This is a genomic window from Rhodopila sp. (assembly GCF_035548235.1).
Taxonomy (GTDB): domain Bacteria; phylum Pseudomonadota; class Alphaproteobacteria; order Acetobacterales; family Acetobacteraceae; genus Rhodopila.
Genome location: NZ_DASZTJ010000172.1, coordinates 24,802 through 42,912 on the forward strand (window position 1 = coordinate 24,802; position 18,111 = coordinate 42,912).

Below are 18,111 nucleotides of genomic sequence, written 5' to 3' on the forward strand. Positions count from 1 at the left end.
TCTCCTTCAGCGCGCTATTGCGTCTTGGCCGCGAGCATCTCCGCGTGGTCGCCTGCCGCCCTCATCCATGCGACATGCTGGTTGCACTGATGGCTGACGGGATCGTTGCAGACGATCGGACTGGCATAGGTATCCGTTGTGACGTCGATATGGGCCATCGCGTCGAGGAATTTTTCGCGCGTCAGGTCGGGGCCGGCCTTCTGCAAGGCCGCCACCAGGACTTGTCCAGCACCGATCCCCATCAAGTTGAAGACCGACAGGTCATCGTTCGGGAACATCTTCTTGATGGACGCCGTCCACGCCGCCACCTCGGGCGAGGACGGCGTGTAGCGCACCGCCGATGGCGTCACAAACTTATCGGTAGCGCCGGGAATATCGACTTGCTTGGTGAACGCCACCGGGTCGGCGATGCCCGTCTCTCCGATCAGCATAGGGTTCTGGCCCAGCTTGTTGAGCGACCGCACCAGGACCGCGCCCGGCTTGGCATAAAGGACCATGACCACGGCATCTGCCTTGGCCTGCGCGATCTTCAGCGCCTGCACCGTCGCGTCATTGTCGTCGACGGTCATTTCCAGATCCAGCACTGGCGTCACGTTATGCGCCTTGAATGCTTCCATCAGCGGCTTATACCGCGACTGGCCCCATGCATCGTGCTGTGCCACCACGGCGATCTTCTTCGCCCCCTGCGCGATCGCGTAGTCCACCTGTGCCCGACTTTCGATCGAGGCCGTCGTCATCGTCGTGTAGATATACTTGCTGACAGGCGATGTTATTTCATCGGCAACTGACGCAAAAATATTGGTCGGGATCTCGTCCTTGATGATTTCAGGCCGAGCGGCGAGGGCTGCGTTGGAACATCCGCCGCCGATGATGGCGAAGACGTTGTCGACGAAGACCAGCTTCTTCACCGCGGCGATCGCTGTTGCCGGATCGCACCGATCATCTTCCCGCACCAGCACCAGCTTCCGGCCGAAGATGCCGCCGGCTGCGTTGACCTTGGCGAACACTGCGTCGACGCCGTTCATCGTGAGCTTGCCGTACAGATAAGTAGGGCCGGTCAAGGAGCCGAACGAACCGATGGTGATCTGCTCCTTCGTCACGCCCGGCGCGGATTGCGCCCTGGCTTGCATGGGCAGACAGGAGACCCCGGCACATAGCAGCGTCACCACACCCCAAGCCTTGCGCCAGATCTTCATCGCCGCCGCTCCCTATTTGTCGCAGAAATCACCCCATGACCGCGAAAAGAGATGCAAAGCTCGCGCCAAGCCGGCCGTTCACCGTTCGGCAGGACGCAGCCAGACGGCGGTGTCGTGGAACGCCGTGCCTCCGTTCGGCGGCACTCGGTCGGCGCCGATCAACTGGTTGACGCCCAGGGCGCCGGCGAAGCTGGTGTTGGGCCAGATCCCCTCCACGATCACCACGCCCCGCTGCACGCCAGGAAAGGGCCGAGCGGCGAGGGTGATCTGGCCGCGGCGGTTGCCGACGCACACGCCGTCGCCCTCATCCAACCCCAACATCGCCGCGTCCTCGGGATGCAGCAGCGCTCGGGGTTCGCCCTCCCGCGCACGCGAGCTAGGCGTCTCGGTGAAGCTCGTGTTGAGAAATGAACGCGCCGGCGGTGCGACCATGCGGAACGGATGGTCGTCGGTCGCCGCCTCGATCAACGCCACATGGTCCGGCATCGGTGGCATGATGGCGTGTTCGGGGCCGATATGACTCCACTGCGGTTTGAAGTGAAACAATCCGTCGGAATGGGCGAAGCCATTGAGAAAATGGGCGTCCTCGAATGCCGGCGCACAGTCGATCCAGCCGCGTTCTGCCGCCTCCTCGAGCGTGCCGCGCCCGGACTGGTGCAGCGTCAGGTCAAGGATCTCCCGCGCGGACATGGAGAAGCAGGGTTGATTGCACCCAAGCCGCCGCGCGATGCCGCCGATCACCTCATGGTTGGTGCGCGCGTCCTCATACCGGTCCAGCACCGCGAGGCCGACGTTGAGGTGGGTGTGACCCAGACCATAATAGAGGTCGTCATATTCCAGGAACTGCGCCGCCGGCAGCAGGATGTCGGCGTATCGCGTGGTGGCGGTCGGGAACTGCTCATGCACGCACAGGAACAGGTCCTCCCGCGACAGGCCCCGCCGCACCGTCCTGCTGTCGCCGGCCACATTGGCGGAGTTGGCGTTCTGCATGAACATCGCCGTGACTGGTGGGCCGCCCTTCAGGTCGGCCGCTTCGCCGCACAGCACCGGACCGATCCGCGACTGGTCCAGGACGCGGATCGTCGGGTCGAGCATGTCCAACCCGTGTGCCAGGGTCGTGTCCAGGCCCCAGTCTATATTGAGAAAAAAGGCGCCGCCCCCAGGTTCCCGCCAGGCGCCGGTGATGGCGGGCAGGCAGGATACGGCGTGCATGGCGGCGCTGCCGTTGCGCGACCGGGTGAAGCCGAAGCCCGGACGCAGGAAACTGCGCTTGGTGGCGCCGTAAAGGCGGGCGAAGCCCGTGATCTCCTCCACCGACAACCCCGTGATCCCCGCCGCCCATTCCGGCCCCCGCCCAGCCAGATGGGCTTCGACGTCCGGGCCGAAATCGGTGTAGCGCGCCAGGTAGTCGCGATCGGCCAGGTCCTCCTTCAGCAGCACGTGCATCACCGCGCAGGCGAGCGCGGCGTCGGTGCCTGGCCGCAGGATCAGCGCCAGGTCGGCGGTCTTGGCGGTCGGCGTTTCGTACACGTCGATGACCACCAGCTTCGCGCCGCGCTTCCGCGCGCGGGTGATATGGACCATGGCGTTGACCTGCGTGGACACGGGATTGCCGCCCCACACCACGATCAGGTCGGAATCCGCCATTTCCCTGGGATCGGTGCCGTTCATCTTGCCGATCCCTGCCATCCAGCCGGACTGGGCCGGCGTGACGCAGATCGTGGTCTGCTGGCGGGAATAGCGCATGGCGTTGCGCAGCCGGTCGATGCCGTAACGTTGCAACAGCCCCATTGTGCCGCCGGAGTGGTACGGCCACACCGCCTCGCTGCCATGGCGCTGGGTCGCCCGCGTGAAGGCCTCGGCGATCTCGTCCAGGGCATCGTCCCAGGACAGGGGTTGGAATGCTCCCGTGCCCTTCTCCCCCACCCGACGCTGCGGCGTGCGCAGGCGGTCGGGATGGTGAACACGCTCGCGATACCGCGCGACCTTCGCGCAAATGACCCCGGCGGTATAGGTGTTGTCCGCCGCTCCGCGGATCGTGCCAATGCGATTCTGCGACAGCCTCTCGACCTCCAGCGCGCAGGCACTAGGGCAATCGTGCGGACAGGCCGATTTCACCCACTCGGCTGCCTCGGTTTTCGTCGCGATGCTCATGATTTCACCTGTTGGGCATCCGCTTGCAGCTCGCTGAGTGTGAACCAGCCGCGTCCGCGATGCCATAGGGACCTTTGCCGATAGCCCGGTTTGTGCTGGGCTTGGTGCACGCATGGAACACTCTTTTGGCGCAACACCGTTTCAGGAGCTGCACATGGCCGATACGACCCTTACCGTGACCCTGGCCGACTACGCGCGGATCATGCCGCTGGTGACGGGCGCGGTGGCGCCCGAGGGCGTCAAGCTAAATGTGGTGACAGGCCGGGAAGGATCGTGGCCCGACCGTGCGTCGCTGCTGAGCCGGGCGCTGACCGATCCGACCGTCGACGCGGGCGAAGGGTCGATGGGGCAGCATCTGGCACGGATCGGCCGGGGCGACCGCCGCTTCATCGCCCTGCCGGCGTTTCCACTGCGCAACTTCACCGCGCGCGACCTGTACGTGGCCAAAGGCAGCTCGGTTCGGACGGTGAAGGACCTGATCGGCAAGCGCGTCGGCATGTATAGCTGGACCGCCAGCGGATCGATCTGGTACCGGCATTTCCTGCGCTGGTGCGGTGTGGAGGCCGATCAGATCCAGTGGCTGATTGGCGACGTCGACGTGCCCCAGATCTCCCAGTCCGGTGGCGATTTTCCCCCGCATGTGAAATCGGCGCCCGCCGGACGGGCGCTGTCGGAGATGCTGATCGCGGGGGAGATCGACGCGTTGTACAGCCCTCCCCGGCCGATCAAGTATCATCCGGCGGACGGGCCGATCATGCGGCTGGTCGCCGATATCCGGGGGACCGAGGCGCGGTATTTCGCCGAAACCGGGGTTTATCCGCCACAGCATCTGATCGTCATGCGCCGCGACGTGTGGGAGCGCGACAAGTCCCTGGCCCGCCGGCTCACGGATGCCTTCATCCGGAACAACGAATTCTTCGAACGGCAGCAGCGCAGCTTCCCCTACGTGACCCCATGGCACGACCTGGAGAACGAGATCAGCGCGCCGGACTATCACGCAGACGGGCTCGACGCGACCAACCGCCGCACGATGGAGCTGTTCTGTGAGATGGGCTTCGCGCTGGGACTGACGCCGAAACTGGTCTCGGTCGACGATTATTTCGCGGAATACCTGGAATCGGCGTAGGCGGCTTCAAGCTGGCGCCGTGAAGACCCGGCAATCGGCCGCTGCCGCGGCCAGCGCCACGGTATCGTTCTCGGCCGGCAACGGCGCCTCGCCATGGTTGCCGGTACGCACGACGACCACCGAACCGGCGGTGGTCCGGACATGCGTCTCGGTGTGATCGCCCAGATAGACATGCCGCAGGACAGTCCCCGACAGCTGCATCGCGGCATCGGCGGCGGTCGCGAAGCGCAGGCGTTCGGGCCTGACGGCGATCTCCACCTTGGCACCGGCCTGCAGGGCCTGGGGAGCCAGAAGCGTCAGGTTGCCCGCCTCGGTCGTCACGGTGCATTCGCCACCCGCCTGGGTGCCTTCGCGCACCGTTCCTGGGACGAAGTTGGTCTGGCCGATGAAATCCGCGACGAAGCGGCTGCCGGGGTTCTCATAGACCGAATGGGCATCCCCAAGCTGCTCGATCCGCCCCTTGTTCATGATCGCGATACGGTCGGACACCGCCAGCGCCTCACCCTGGTCGTGTGTCACCATGATCATGGTGATGCCCAAGCGGCGCTGCAGCGTGGTGATCTCCAAACGCATCTCCTCACGCAGCTTCAGGTCCAGGTTGCTGAGCGGCTCATCCAGCAATAGCACCGTCGGCTGGATCACCAGCGCGCGCGCCAGGGCGACCCGCTGTCGCTGCCCGCCGCTGAGCGCCATGGGCCGGCGTTCGCCGAAGCCGGACAGGTGCACAAGGTCCAGCGCTTCGGCGACGCGCCGCGTGATCTCCGGCTTGGCGACGCGCCGCATCTTCAGGCCGAAGGCGACATTGTCCGCGACGGACATGTGCGGGAACAGCGCGTAGTCCTGGAAGACGATGCCGATGTCGCGGCGGAACGACGGCAGCCGGTCGACGGAGCGACCGGCCAGGCGGATCGTGCCGGCATCCGGGGTCAGGAACCCGGCGATCATATTCAGTGTCGTCGTCTTGCCGCAGCCGGACGGCCCCAGCAGCGTCAGGAACTCACCCGTCGCGACGGTCAGGTCGATGCGGTCGACCGCGGGGATATCGGCGAACAGCTTGGAGAGGCCGATCAGTTCAACCGCATTGTCAGCCATGGCGTCCCGATCCGTATATGAAGTCGCCGACGCGGAAATAGTGCTGCACGATGGCGATCAGGGCCAGCGGCACGATCAGGGTGATCACCGCGACCGACGCCAGGGTCGGCGTGAAACCGTAATCGAGGAAGCCCAGGATGGTGACGCTGATCGTGGAAGCACCTGGTTTCGTCAGAAACAGCGACACCGAGTAGTCGGTGAACGATTGGATGAAGGCAAACACCGTACCGGCGAACACGCCACTCTTGATCAGCGGCAGCGTGACCCGCAGCAACACCTCGATCGGCGTCGCACCCAGGCTATAGGCCGCCTGTTCCACCCGCGCCGGCATTGCCTGCAGGCTGATCGCGGCGGTCCTGACGGTGAACGGCAGGCAGATCACGACATGGCCGATCACCAGCGCCGGAAAGCCGTACAGCGCATCGATGCCAGCCATGTTGAGGATCTGCAGAAGCGCGATGCCCGTGACCAGGGCCGGCAGCGCCAGCGGGCCGAGGCTGAGCGTCGCGACCAGATCCCGACCGGGGAACCGGTGACGCACGAGGCCGAATGCGAGCAGCAGACCAAGCAGGGTGGCGATGATGGCGGAGATAGCAGCGAGTTCCAGGCTGAATGTCAGCGGCTGCAACCACCGCGGGTCTAACGCCTCTCTCCACCAGCGCAACGAGAAGCCGACCGGCGGGAAGCGGGACAGGTTCCCGGCGTTGAAGGACACGCTCGCGGTCACCACGATCGGTGCGAAGATGAACAGATAGACCGCGGCCGCGACGGCACAAAGGGCATGCCACGGTTTCACAGGCTGGCCCGCCGCGCCCCGACGGCGGATCCGACGAACAGGATCAGCATCGTCGTCACGATCAGAATCGCCGCCATCGCCGCCCCCAGCGACCAGTCGTCGAGGGACGTCAGGAAATCGTATATCCGCGTCGCCATGGTCGCGGTCGCCGGACCGCCCAGGATCGCCGGCGTGGCATAGGCGCTGACGGACAGGGAGAACGCCAGCAGGAAGGCGCCGGCAATGCCATGGATCGACAGCGGCAGCGTGACGGTCAGGAAGGTGCGGCAGCGGTTGGCGCCCAGGCTCATGGCCGCGCGCTCCAACGACGGGTTGATGCCGTTGATCGCGCTCAGGATCGTCAGCACGCCGTATGGCAACAGCGCATGCGTCAGACCCACGACGATCGCCAGCGAGGACGGCAACAGGACCAGCGGGCCGCGCGACAGGGCAAACGCCCGCGCCAGGTCGCTGATGGGGCCATCCCGGTTGAGAATGACCCACCAGCCATAGGTCCGGACGACAACGCTGGCGAGCAGCGGCGCCAGGGCTATGCCGATCAGCAGGCCACGCCAGCGGTTGGCGGTGCGCGCAAGATAATAGGCAAGCGGATAGGCCAGCAGCACCACCAGCATGCCGGTCAAGGCGCTGATCCAAAAGCTGCGAAGGATCGACGTCAGATAGATCGGCTTGGTCAGCAGGTAGGTGAAGTTCTGCAGCGTGACCTGGTTCGTCAGCACCTGGTCTTCCGATTTCAGGAAGCTGGTGGTCAGCAGGAACGCATTCGGAATGACGAAAAACAGCAACAGGAACGCCGCCGGCAACGCGACCATCAGCCTTGGGCCGATCAGTTCGCCGGCCGGATCGCCCGCGCCGATCATTCGCCTTGGAAGGGGTTGCTTTCCTTGCTGCATGTGCAAACACTGTTAACCATGCAACGGGCTACCGCAAGCAGGAGAATCCCGCCATGTCGATGACGCGCCGCTCGGTTTTGACGACTGCCGCCGCGGCATCGATCATTTCGTCCAGGGCGAGTGCCGCCGATACACTTGTGGTCACGGGATATGGCGGCGAATATCGCGACATCTTTATGGATACGGTCATCAAGCCGTTCGAGAAGAGGTTCTCCTGCCAGGTGACTTATGATGATTCCGGCGGCGTGGACCCCTATCCCCGGGTACGCGCAACGCGGGGTTCGCCGGGGATCGACGTGATCGGCGAGACAACGGTCCCGATCATCATCCTGGGCGCGAAGGAAAAGTATTTCGAGCCGATTACCGAGACACAGGTCCCGAACCTGAAATACGCGTTCAACAAGAGCAAGACGATCATGCCCGCTTACGGCGCGGTGCAGACCTATCAGTACCTCGCGCTGATCTGGGACACGAAAAAGATCAAAAAGCCCGAATCCTGGCTGGATTACTGGCAAGCGCACGATACCTATGGCGACGCAATCAAGGGGCACCTCGTCAGCCATGGACCAGGCAATTTCACGCTGCTGATCTATGCGCTGATCATGGGCGCTCGCAGCAAAGGCGGCAGCGAGACCAACCTCGCCCCCGCCTGGGACATGTTGGCGAAGCAAAAGCCCGATATCGGCTTCGTTGCCGCGTCCTCGGCACAGGCAGTGCCGTATATGGAAAACGAGCAGGTCTGGCTGATGCCGTTCTGGAGCGGCCGGGCCTTGCTGTACGCGAAGCGAGGCCTGCCGTTCGGAGTGACAATCCCCAAAGAAGGCACGATCGCGCTCGCTAATTGCTGCGCCGTTCCGATCGGCGCGGCAAACAAGCGACTGGCTTATGAGTTCATCAACTTCCGGTTGGATCCGGAGATCCAGAAGGCGTTCTGCGTCGCCTATCAGGCGAGCCCCGGGCGGCCGGACGTCACCGGTTGGCCGGACGGGTTCGTCGATGCCCAGATCACGACCGAAGCCAAGATGGCGTCCATGGTGTTCCCCGATGACGGTCTGATCGCCCAGAAGCAGCGGGAATGGACCCTGAAATGGCAGGAGATCATGTCGTCCTGAACGACCGGACGAAAGGGAGGCTGCCAATGGCGGAAGAATGGATCAGTCGCCTGTGCACCGCGGTCGACGCCGGTACAATGATGCGCCATCTGGAGGAATTCTCGAAGCGGGTGAAACTATCCGGCACCCCGCAGGAGCTGGAAAGCTTTCGCTACCTGCAGGCCGTGCTGGATGGTTATGGGTACGATACCGACCTGGTTCTGCACGACGCGTATATCAGCCTGCCGGGCAAGGCGAGGATCGACTGTGAGGCGGAAGCGCCGGACTGCATCACCCACTCCTTTTCCCAACCCTCGCCGCCGGGTGGGCTGCATGGCGTCGTGGTCTATGGCGGGAACGGTCGTGCCGAGGATTTCGCCGCGATCGATGCCCGCGGCAAGATTGTGCTGCTGGACGGCATGGCGAACCCGAGCGCCAGTCGCAATGCGTCGCAGGCCGGGGCCATCGGGCAAATCCATATCAGCCCGCATGAGCACTTGCATGAGATGTGTGTCTCCCCGGTCTGGGGCAGCCCGACCCAGGCAACGCGAGATGGTCTGCCGACCACCGTGGTTCTGACGCTGCGCAGACCGGATGGCGATGCGCTGAAGCAGCGTGTGCAGGGGAATGCGCCGGTCGAGGTCACGCTGCACGCCGAAGTCGATACAGGATGGCGCAAGATTCCCATTCTGGTGGCAGAACTACCCGGCGCCGACCCGGCGGAGCCGTTCGTGATGTTCTCCGGCCACCATGACACCTGGTATCAAGGCGTCATGGACAATGGCGGGGCCAACGCCACCATGCTCGAGATCGCACGGCTCTTCGCGCCGGAGCGGACGGCGTGGCGTCGCGGACTGCGGCTGTGTTTCTGGTCGGGCCATTCGCATGGTCGGTATGCGGGGTCCACGTGGTACGCGGATACGCATTGGCACGAGCTGGCACGGCGATGCGTGGCGCATGTCAACGTCGATTCCACGGGCGCCAAGGGCAATACGGTGTTGTCGGATTCCCCCTGCTCGGCGGAACTGTGCGGGCTGGCGCAGGAGGCGATCAGCGTCCGTGGCGGCCAGGACCATGACGGCCATCGCATGAGCCGGGCGGGCGACCAGTCGTTCTGGGGGGTCGGCATACCATCGATGTTCATGGGCATGGGTGAGCAGCCGGCCGGTTCGGCGGATAGTTTCACCCGATCGGTCTTCGGCGGCGGCGTCCGCAAAGGCGCAGGCTTCGGCTGGTGGTGGCACACGCCCGACGATACGCTCGACAAGATGGATCCTGACTTGCTGGTGCGCGACACGCAAATCTACGTCCACACGATCGGACGGTTGCTGTCGGATCGCGTGCTGCCACTGGATTACGCGGCAGCAGCCGCTTCGTTGCACCGGGAACTGACGAAGCTGCAGCAGGCGCTCGATGATAAACTCGACCTCTCGGGGCTGATCGCGCGGACTGATCTGCTGCGAGAAAAGGCGCAGGCGTTGATGGCGTTGCCGGAAACGGAAGCGGATCACGTCAACCGGACGTTGATGGCGGTCGGGCGCGCGATGGTGCCGATGGACTATACGCACGGCGATCGGTTCGAGCACGACCCCGCCTTGCCGCAATCGCCCTATCCGGTGCTGGACGCCGTACGACAACTGGCCGCCGCCTCGGCCGGTTCGGATCAGGCGCTGTTCCTGATGGGCGGGGCGCGACGTGCGTGCAACCGGCTGGGCCATGCGCTGGATGAGGCGACCGAAGCCCTGACCGCATGCCTGGAGGCAGCTTGATGTCCGACCGAATTCTGATCTGGGGCGCGGGTGCGATCGGGGGCACCGCCGGGGCGTTCCTGAAGCGCGCCGGCAACGATGTGACCTTCGTCGATATCGTCCCCGACCATGTCGCGGCCATAACCGGTCCGGGTCTGAAGATCACCGGCCCCGTCGATGCGTTCACCATCACTGCCCCGGCCTTCACCCCGGATACACTGACCGGGGTCTGGGATCACGTCTATCTCGCAGTCAAGGCGCAATTCACCGAACAAGCAGCACGCGCGCTGCTGCCGCACCTGACGCCCGGCGGCTACGTGGTGTCGCTGCAGAACGGACTGTGCGAAGCGACCATTGCCTCGGTCGTCGGACCCAACCGCGTGATCGGTGCGTTCATCAACTACGGCGCCGACTGGATGGGCCCTGGCGAGATCCTCTACGGCAATCGCGGCGCGTTTGTGCTGGGCGAGCTGGACGGCCGCACCACCCCCGTCTGCAAGCGTTGCACAAGACGATCGCCGAGGGATTCGAACCCGACGCCATCATCACCGACAACGTCCAATCCTTCCTCTGGGGCAAGCTCGGCTACCTCACCCTCCTCTACGCCCAGGCGCTCGGCCAGCTTGGCATTGCCGACTGCCTCGCGCGGCCGGAACTTCTGCCGCTATGGCGCGCCATCTGCGGCGAGGTCCATGCGGTAGCGGCCGCGATCGGTGCGGGGCAGCGCGCATTCAATGGCTTCGATCCGACTGCTTTCGCGCCTGGCGCGACCGAGGTCGACGCGAGACGGTCCGTGGACGCGATGGTGGCCTTCAACCGGCCCAACGCGAAAACACATTCCGGCATCTGGCGCGACCTCGCGATCCGCAAGCGCCGCACGGAGGTCGAGATGCAGATCGTACCGATCGTGACGATCGGCGCAGAGCACGGAATCGACTGCCCGAAATGCCGCAAGCTTGCCGCGATGATCCATGAGATCGAAGACGGCAAGCGACCATTGAGCGACGACAATCTGCTGGATCTGCTGGCGGCATAAGCGAGGCGAATGATGGACGGCCACACGGGTGACTCACCATCCTATGAATTCGGCATCGACATCGGGGGTACGTTCACCGATGTCGTCTGCCGGTCCTCGGACGGTGCGGTGCGGCTGGCGAAAATCCCCACGACGCGGGGCAATCCGAGCCTGGCGGTGCTGGCTGCGCTGGAGACCGCCCGCGACGACTGGGGTGTCGACCTGGCACGCATCGCCCGCTTCACGCACGGCACCACCGCCGCCACGAACGCGGTGCTGGAACGCAAGGGCGCGCGCATCGGTCTGATCACCACGCAGGGCTTCAAGGACGTGCTGGAAATCGGCCGTCAGATGCGCCACCAGATGTACGACCTGGTGCTGAAGCCGGAAACACCGGTCTTCCTTGCACCCGGGCGGTTCCGCAAGGAGGTGCACGAGCGGATCAGCGCCGCCGGCGAAGTGATCACCCCGCTGGATGAGGCCAGCGTCCGATCGGCGCTGGCCGCCCTGCGCGACCAGCACGTCGAGGCGATCGCCGTGTGCCTGCTGTTCGCGTTCCTCGATCCCACGCATGAGCGGCGCATCCGGCAGATCGCGGCGGAAATGCTCCCGGCCGTGCCGGTCTCGCTGTCATCCGACGTGGACCCGGCGTTCCGCGAATACGAGCGCACGTGCATCACCGCCTTCGACGCCTATATCAAGCCTGTCGTTTCCGATTACCTCGCCAACCTTGAAGCTGGGCTGAGCCGCATCGGCGTGCGCGCGCCGCTGCAGGTGATGCAGTCGCGCGGCGGCCTCGCGTCCTCGCCGGTCGCGCGACAGCGGCCGGTGCGGCTATTCCTGTCCGGCCCCGCCGCCGGCGTGATCGGCGGGTTGGAAGCCGGGCTGGCCGCCGGCTTCCGCGACCAGATCACCGTCGACATCGGCGGCACGTCCTGCGACATCGCGCTGATCAGCGACGGCCAGCCGCTGATCCGGCCGGAAGGCGAGATCGATAGCTTCACCGTCCGCGTCCCCATGGTGGACGTCACCGCCATCGGCTCCGGCGGCGGCAGCATCGCCTGGCTGGATGCCGCCGGGACGCTGCGGGTCGGACCCCAATCGGCGGGGTCCGAGCCGGGGCCAGCCTGCTATGGCCGAGGCGGGACGCTGCCGACGGTGACGGATGCCTCGGTCGTATTGGGCTATATTGCTCCCGACCGGTTCGCTGGCGGCACGATGCGGCTGGACCCTGACGCCGCGCATATCGCGATCCGGCGCCACGTCGCCGAACCGCTGGGCCTGACGGTCGAGGCCGCGGCGCTGGGAATTCATCGCGTGCTGAACGCGCAGATGGCCGAAGCGATCCGGCTGGTCTCGATCGGCCGCGGCATCGATCCGCGCGGCTACGCACTGATCCCGTTGGGCGGCGCCGGCCCGATGCACGGCACGGCGCTGGCCGAGGAACTGGGCATCCAGGCCGTCATCGTCCCGCCGCACCCAGGCGTGCTGGCCGCGGCCGGACTGCTGGGCGCGCCCGTGGAGCACGAGGTTTCCGCCGCCTTCCCGCGCGCCCTGGATGGGCTGGACATCCAAGAGGTCCGTGACGGCCTGGCCGCGCTGGACGAGCAGTGTTCAACGCTGATGCGGCAGGAGGGCGTCTCCACCGCCGAGGTCAGCCACTACGCCGATATCTGCTACATCGGCCAGTCGTATCATCTGCAAGTGAATCTGGACGCCACCGAACCCGACGCGCTGACCGCGGCCTATCGCGCGTTCCAGGCGGTGCATGATCGGGTGTATGGCCATCACACCGCCAATCCGGCCCGAATCGTGAACCTGCGCACCGTGCACCGCATGATGTCCGGCCGTGCGGCGACTGCAAGCTCGGGCCTGACCGTCGGGTCCGGGGGCGAACCGGTGCAGCGCATGATCCGCGTCCGGCAATCCGACCAGCCCGTCGCCGCCTCGTTCTGGCGCCGCGACGACCTGCGCGGGCCGGTGCCGGGACCCGCGATCATCGAGCAGGCGGACACGACAACGCTGGTAGAGCCCGGCTGGACCGCGGAACCAGGGGAAAACGGCACGCTGTTGCTGCGCCCGTCGGCGACGGCCGTTCCCGCCGTGGCAGGCGGGTTTGACCCGATCACTATGGAGGTCGTCCGCCACAAGCTGGAAGGCATCGCCAACGAGATGCAGTCCACGCTGCTGCGCAGCTCGTTTTCGCCGATCGTGAAGGAGGGTTTGGACGCCTCCGCCGGGCTGTTCACCGCCGATGGGACCACCTTGGCACAGGCCTGCGCCATCCCGATCCACCTGGCCACGCTGATCCCCGTGCTGCGGCGCGTGATCGAGACCTATCCGCCCGAGACGATGGATCCTGGCGATATTTTCGTCATGAACGACCCTTATTGCGGCGGGACGCACCTGCCCGACATTGCCATCGTCCAACCGGTGATCGCCGGCGGCCGCGTGCTGGCCTTCGCCGCGGCGATGACACATCATCAGGACATGGGCGGACTGACACCCGGATCGGTTCCCACCAACGCCACCGAGGTCTTCCAGGAAGGCCTGCGCATCCCGCTGCTGAAGTTCCGCGACCGCGGCGTCATCAACGAAACGCTGGTCGCGATGATCCGACAGAACGTCCGCATCCCCGATACGGTGATGGGCGACATCCATGCCCAGGTCGCCGCCTGCGGCATCGGCGGACGGCGCCTGCTGGAAATCGCCAATCGCTATGGCAGCGGCACGTTGACCGAGATCTTCGCCGAACTGCTCGACCGGTCGGAGACGATGACGCGGCAGGCTCTGTCCGCCCTTCCCGAAGACACCTATCGCTTCGTCGACTCCCTCGATAATGACGGGATCGACATCGACAGGACCATCCGCGTCGAGGTCGCCGTGACCATCCGCGACAACGCGATGCATGTGGATTTCACTGGTACCAGTCCGCAGGTTCGGGGTCCATTGAACTGTGTGCCATCGGGATCGCTGGCGGCGGCATGCTTCGCGATCCGCGCGCTGACGGACCCGTCGATCCCGACCAACGGCGGATGCTTTCGACCAATATCGTTGCATCTGCCTCCAGGCAGTCTCGTCAATCCCACCGAACCCGCGCCCGTCAATGCGCGGACATCTACGATCAAGCGGATAGCGGGGTCGATCATTTCGGCTTTGGCATCCGCGCTGCCGGACAGAGCACCCGCCGCATCTGCCTGCGAGATGCTGATGGTGGCGTTCGGCGGGAAAGCGCCGGACGGCAAGGCGTTCGTAATCGGCGACCTCGTGGCGGGTGGCAGCGGCGCGTCCCGGTTCGGCGACGGCGTGGACGTGATCGAAACGGATGCAACCAATTGCATGAACCTGCCCGCCGAAGCGATGGAGATGGAAACACCGATCCGGGTGAATTGCGTGGCACTGGCAGCGGGTTCCGGCGGCGTCGGCGAATATCGCGGCGGCCTGGGGACGGTCCGCGAATATGAAATGCTGGTGGACGGCGTCGCTTTCACCCATCGCGGCGAGCGCCATTTCAGCCGAGCTCGGGGGCTGGCAGGCGGCGGAGATGGCGCCTCGGCGGACGGGGTCATCCTTCGGACGGATGGTACGCGGCAGGTGATTCCCTCCAAGATCGTCACCCGCCTGAATCGCGGAGACCGGGTGATCGTGCAGACCGCGGGCGGTGGCGGCTATGGCGATCCGAATCACCGGGACGCGGGACGGGCGGCGCAGGACATGGCGGACGGCAAGACACCCGCCCCTTAAGGTTGAGAAGGAACGGCTTGAACGGCTCGCACCGGTTCTGCTACCCCCCGTATGGGCCTGACCGAACGGCCGCTTAACGTGAACGGCGATAACATCCGGTCCATGGCAGACGCTCCGCCCAAACGGCCCCGCAAGCGCTCCTCCGGCAGCCGGCCCGCGCGTTCACGCGCGCCGGCCAAGACGACCCACAGCCATTGGCTGCGGCTGACTGTCATCGTGCTGATCGTGGCCATGGTGTTCGCGGCGGCGCTTATCCTGGATACCGGCGCGCTCCTGCAATTGTTCTGGCTGAGCCTTCTTGGCCAACTTGGCCTGGGCGCGCGGCTCGTGGCGGCTTTCATTGCGATCGTGCTGCTGCTTCCGCCGTCTCTGGCGGCCTGGCACAAGCTTCGCGGGCCCTCCGTCCCGGGTCGGACGGCACCGAAGAAGAAGGCTGGCGGCCCACGCAAGGCTGTGTCGAAAACAGGGACAAAGGCCAGGACGAAAAAGGGCACCAAGGGCCAGAACGCGGCGCCACCGGATGGATCGCTGGTGGACTTGTAACCGCTAGGGCCCGGCAGCAACGCTTCCGGGCGAGCTGAAGCTCGAAGAGCGCTCATGCCATGTTCGGCGGCAGTTTGCACGGTTACCGCGATTGTGCCACCACACCAACGCGGCTGAGCGGCCGAAGAGATGGTCGGTTGCCGTAGCAGGCTGGGACCGGAGACGTGCGAATGATCGACATCGTGGCAGTAGGGGTATGTTTGGCCCTGGTCTTGTCAGCGATGGCCGTCGCCGCATGGTTGGCCGCGACACACCGCAACAGGCATCGTGACCGGCGCGGACCGCGTGAGTGACTGCCATCATCGCCAGCAACACACGTGCGAGGTCACGCAGGATCGGATCGCGGACACCGAGCCGCGGGCAGAATGCGCTGCTTGTGCCGTACCAAACGGTGCACCGCAGGAGACCGCCCCCGTCTCGATCCTGCAGGCGCCGGCCGTCTGCGACCCTTGGCGGGTGTTCCTTCAGTCGCCAATCGAGCGAATGGCTCGCGCCGGATTTCCGCCAACAAGGGTATTCGGAGGAACGTCCTTGGTGACGACCGAACCCGCAGCCACAACCGAGTTTTCGCCTATTGTCACCCCGCCGATAATCGTTGCACTGGTAGCGATCCAGGCGTTTCTCTCGATCACGATGGGCTTTCCGATTGTGGCGACGCGGCGCTGCGAGGGTTCAAGGGGATGGCCTGCCGTGATGATGCTTACATTCGGCCCGATCATCACATCGTCCGCAATGTCTAGGCCGCCAAGGTCGTAGAATGTGCAGTTCTGGTTAATGAACACATTACGCCCCACCCGGATTTCGTCGCCGCCAGCGGTGTAGAAGGGTGGGATCAGCAAAAAGCTTTCGTCTACTTTTTTTCCGATAAGTTCACTGAACAAGGCCCGAATTTCGTCTGCATCGTTGAAGGTCAAACGGTTAAGTGTAGCGGTGATCGCCATCGCCCGTTTGACGTTTGCCAGCATGGCCGCCGACTCCGGCGTCCTTCTGTAGATTATCTTGCCGCCGGTCCCATTGGACATCCGCTGTTTTCCTCAACACCCAGGTGAATGTGCGTCTCGACGCGCGGGTGGCATCGCGATTCGGCAAATAGAGCGAAGGATCGGAATCGCGACCCATCGTAGCCCATCGAATTGGCGGGTCGCCATTCCCACCCGAGTCGCACCTCTTGGCGCATGTTCTGCCGAAACGGTGGAGAAGCGTCTAGGCGCAACGGAATGGTTGCGTCCCAGCGTTGAGTGCGGTATCCATAAGCAACTGGGAGGTTGCTTATGGATACCGATCGAATTGAAAAACGGATCGTCCTGAAGGCCACGCGGGAACGCGTATGGCGTGCCATAAGTGACTCGGCGCGCTTTGGCCGGTGGTTTGGCGTCGAAATCGATGGCCCGTTCGTTGCTGGACAGGAGGCGCGTGGGCGGATCGTTCCGACAGAAGTCGATCCGGACGTTGCCCGATTACAGGAACCGTATCTCGGATTTCCCTGGCGTGTGGTCGTAGAGCGGATCGAGCCAATGGAGTTGTTCTCGTTCCGCTGGCACCCCTACGCGGTTGACCCCACCCGCGATTATTCCAGCGAACCTATGACCCTGGTGACGTTTCAGCTTGCAGAAGCCGAAGGCGGCACCCTGCTTACCATTACCGAATCGGGTTTCGAACGGATCCCCATCGATCGGCGTGCAAAAGCCATGGAAAGCAATGACGCCGGCTGGGCGCATCAGAGCAAGCTGATCGAAAAATATCTCGCTCTTGAAGAGCAGCGCTGAGGGGCTGCCATGCTGGATCCGGACCATGGCGACAGCGCCGACCAACGGTCGAAAGCGGCGCCGATCTTCTCTGCGCTGGGTGATCCGGTTCGATTGGCGATCGTTGCGCGTCTATCGCAGGACGGGCCGCTTCCGACCGTGGCATTGAAGCGATGTGCGGATGGTCTTTCACGTCAGGGCGTCACCAAACATCTGCATGTGCTCGAAGATGTTGGCCTCGTGGACAGCGACCGGATCGGGCGGGACCGACAGTGGCGGCTACGGACACGGCAACTGGCAGCCGTGCGGGACTATCTCGACTGGATTTCGGCACAATGGGACCAGCGACTGGAACGGTTGAGAGCGTTTGTAGAAGACGGCTCTTGAGCCGAGGCGGTCGGAGAAGGGTATATTTGGACGACTGGCGGGCCATGCCCGATAGCGATGATCACTACGCTTACGCCATAGCCCTATAATAGAGTTTGGAACCTCGGGCACAAAGGCCACCCGAAGCCGGACCGTCTCCATCCTGGGATCGGCAAAGGTCCGAATACGGGTCTGATTCACGTAGGGCAAACTCGACCGGGAGAGAGGACGATGACCGACGCGGCGACTGGCGCGGCTTCCACCCCGCTTTACAAGTATGTGGACATCGCCAGCCTGAAGCGAATTCTTCAAGGCTCCGTACGGTTCACGCAGCCGAGCGCCTTCAACGATCCGTTCGAGTTGCTACCGGAAGTCGTAGTCCCTAACGACGCGGGCGAGAGGCAGCTCAGCTTTTCGTTCGACGTACGAGCGCAACGCCGGCAGCCGCCGCCGGGCGCCCTGAACGAGATGCCGGATGGCTGCCAAGCGAGCGACGCTATATCGCGCGACATCGTTCAGCAATTCAACAGCCTTATCGGCATTCTCTGTCTGTCGCGGGTTAGTGACTCGCTCCTGATGTGGTCCCACTACGCCGATCAATA

At 64.6% G+C, this 18,111-nt stretch carries 15 protein-coding genes and 1 pseudogene; 10 read left to right on the plus strand and 6 right to left on the minus strand.

All coding sequences use genetic code 11. The features are described 5' to 3' along the window. Positions 1-14 precede the first annotated feature (14 nt). Positions 15-1,196, minus strand: a complete 1,182-nt coding sequence (locus VHB27_RS14020; RefSeq protein WP_325601422.1) for an ABC transporter substrate-binding protein — start codon at positions 1,194-1,196, stop codon at positions 15-17. A 78-nt stretch (positions 1,197-1,274) separates the two neighbouring features. After that, complete coding sequence (locus VHB27_RS14025; RefSeq protein ID WP_325601424.1) at positions 1,275-3,350, minus strand: molybdopterin-containing oxidoreductase family protein; 2,076 nt, start codon at positions 3,348-3,350, stop codon at positions 1,275-1,277. Between the two features lie 154 nt (positions 3,351-3,504). On the opposite strand from VHB27_RS14025, the gene VHB27_RS14030 reads away from it, so the two are divergent. After that, positions 3,505-4,476, plus strand: coding sequence for a hypothetical protein (locus VHB27_RS14030; RefSeq protein WP_325601426.1), 972 nt, complete (start codon positions 3,505-3,507; stop codon positions 4,474-4,476). A gap of 6 nt (positions 4,477-4,482) precedes the next feature. Here VHB27_RS14030 and VHB27_RS14035 read toward each other — a convergent pair whose 3' ends face one another. Genes VHB27_RS14035 through VHB27_RS14045 form a run of 3 tightly spaced genes read right to left on the minus strand, consistent with a single transcriptional unit; the run spans position 4,483 to position 7,224 of the window. Further along, positions 4,483-5,568, minus strand: coding sequence for an ABC transporter ATP-binding protein (locus tag VHB27_RS14035; protein ID WP_325601428.1), 1,086 nt, complete (start codon positions 5,566-5,568; stop codon positions 4,483-4,485). Then, positions 5,561-6,364, minus strand: a complete 804-nt coding sequence (locus tag VHB27_RS14040) for an ABC transporter permease (protein WP_325601430.1) — start codon at positions 6,362-6,364, stop codon at positions 5,561-5,563. Before VHB27_RS14040 ends, VHB27_RS14035 begins: the two co-directional genes overlap by 8 nt. Beyond that, a complete protein-coding gene (locus VHB27_RS14045) occupies positions 6,361-7,224 on the minus strand; it encodes an ABC transporter permease (protein WP_325601432.1) in 864 nt (287 codons plus the stop codon). Before VHB27_RS14045 ends, VHB27_RS14040 begins: the two co-directional genes overlap by 4 nt. Positions 7,225-7,310: 86 nt before the next feature. On the opposite strand from VHB27_RS14045, the gene VHB27_RS14050 reads away from it, so the two are divergent. The 6 genes and pseudogenes from VHB27_RS14050 to VHB27_RS14075 all read left to right on the plus strand — a co-directional run bounded on the left by VHB27_RS14050 (position 7,311) and on the right by VHB27_RS14075 (position 15,398). Beyond that, entirely contained in the window at positions 7,311-8,369 is a 1,059-nt protein-coding gene (locus tag VHB27_RS14050; RefSeq protein WP_325601434.1) for an extracellular solute-binding protein, read from the plus strand. 26 nt (positions 8,370-8,395) lie between these two features. Then, entirely contained in the window at positions 8,396-10,117 is a 1,722-nt protein-coding gene (locus VHB27_RS14055; RefSeq protein WP_325601436.1) for a M28 family peptidase, read from the plus strand. Then, a pseudogene (locus VHB27_RS14060) lies at positions 10,117-10,512 on the plus strand (ketopantoate reductase family protein); the annotation flags it as partial. The gene VHB27_RS14055 and the pseudogene VHB27_RS14060, both read left to right, overlap by 1 nt. After that, positions 10,437-11,132 carry a ketopantoate reductase family protein gene (locus VHB27_RS14065; protein ID WP_325601438.1) on the plus strand — a complete coding sequence of 232 codons (696 nt, stop codon included), beginning with the start codon at positions 10,437-10,439 and terminating at the stop codon, positions 11,130-11,132. The pseudogene VHB27_RS14060 and the gene VHB27_RS14065, both read left to right, overlap by 76 nt. Positions 11,133-11,144: 12 nt before the next feature. Next, a complete protein-coding gene (locus tag VHB27_RS14070; protein ID WP_325601440.1) occupies positions 11,145-14,855 on the plus strand; it encodes a hydantoinase B/oxoprolinase family protein in 3,711 nt (1,236 codons plus the stop codon). 51 nt (positions 14,856-14,906) lie between these two features. Next, positions 14,907-15,398 carry a hypothetical protein gene (locus tag VHB27_RS14075; RefSeq protein ID WP_325601442.1) on the plus strand — a complete coding sequence of 164 codons (492 nt, stop codon included), beginning with the start codon at positions 14,907-14,909 and terminating at the stop codon, positions 15,396-15,398. 464 nt (positions 15,399-15,862) lie between these two features. Here the strand turns inward: VHB27_RS14075 and VHB27_RS14080 are convergent, their stop codons facing one another. Then, entirely contained in the window at positions 15,863-16,420 is a 558-nt protein-coding gene (locus VHB27_RS14080) for a sugar O-acetyltransferase (RefSeq protein WP_325601444.1), read from the minus strand. A 249-nt stretch (positions 16,421-16,669) separates the two neighbouring features. Here VHB27_RS14080 and VHB27_RS14085 point away from each other — a divergent pair, with 249 nt between their 5' ends. The 3 genes from VHB27_RS14085 to VHB27_RS14095 form a co-directional block, all read left to right on the plus strand. Then, complete coding sequence (locus tag VHB27_RS14085; protein ID WP_325601446.1) at positions 16,670-17,164, plus strand: SRPBCC family protein; 495 nt, start codon at positions 16,670-16,672, stop codon at positions 17,162-17,164. Between the two features lie 9 nt (positions 17,165-17,173). Beyond that, entirely contained in the window at positions 17,174-17,530 is a 357-nt protein-coding gene (locus VHB27_RS14090; RefSeq protein WP_325601448.1) for an ArsR/SmtB family transcription factor, read from the plus strand. A 210-nt stretch (positions 17,531-17,740) separates the two neighbouring features. After that, positions 17,741-18,111 (plus strand): hypothetical protein (locus VHB27_RS14095; RefSeq protein WP_325601450.1); only part of this gene is annotated, 371 nt, incomplete at its 3' end.

Bases quoted from the DNA above. Each gene is read 5' to 3' on its own strand.
- VHB27_RS14075 (WP_325601442.1), top strand. From the start codon at position 14,907: ATGGGCCTGACCGAACGGCCGCTTAACGTGAACGGCGATAACATCCGG.
- VHB27_RS14030 (WP_325601426.1), top strand. From the start codon at position 3,505: ATGGCCGATACGACCCTTACCGTGACCCTGGCCGACTACGCGCGGATC.
- VHB27_RS14055 (WP_325601436.1), top strand. From the start codon at position 8,396: ATGGCGGAAGAATGGATCAGTCGCCTGTGCACCGCGGTCGACGCCGGT.
- VHB27_RS14045 (WP_325601432.1), bottom strand. From the start codon at position 7,224: ATGATCGGCGCGGGCGATCCGGCCGGCGAACTGATCGGCCCAAGGCTG.
- VHB27_RS14070 (WP_325601440.1), top strand. From the start codon at position 11,145: ATGGACGGCCACACGGGTGACTCACCATCCTATGAATTCGGCATCGAC.
- VHB27_RS14085 (WP_325601446.1), top strand. From the start codon at position 16,670: ATGGATACCGATCGAATTGAAAAACGGATCGTCCTGAAGGCCACGCGG.
- VHB27_RS14080 (WP_325601444.1), bottom strand. From the start codon at position 16,420: ATGTCCAATGGGACCGGCGGCAAGATAATCTACAGAAGGACGCCGGAG.
- VHB27_RS14020 (WP_325601422.1), bottom strand. From the start codon at position 1,196: ATGAAGATCTGGCGCAAGGCTTGGGGTGTGGTGACGCTGCTATGTGCC.
- VHB27_RS14025 (WP_325601424.1), bottom strand. From the start codon at position 3,350: ATGAGCATCGCGACGAAAACCGAGGCAGCCGAGTGGGTGAAATCGGCC.
- VHB27_RS14050 (WP_325601434.1), top strand. From the start codon at position 7,311: ATGTCGATGACGCGCCGCTCGGTTTTGACGACTGCCGCCGCGGCATCG.
- VHB27_RS14035 (WP_325601428.1), bottom strand. From the start codon at position 5,568: ATGGCTGACAATGCGGTTGAACTGATCGGCCTCTCCAAGCTGTTCGCC.
- VHB27_RS14090 (WP_325601448.1), top strand. From the start codon at position 17,174: ATGCTGGATCCGGACCATGGCGACAGCGCCGACCAACGGTCGAAAGCG.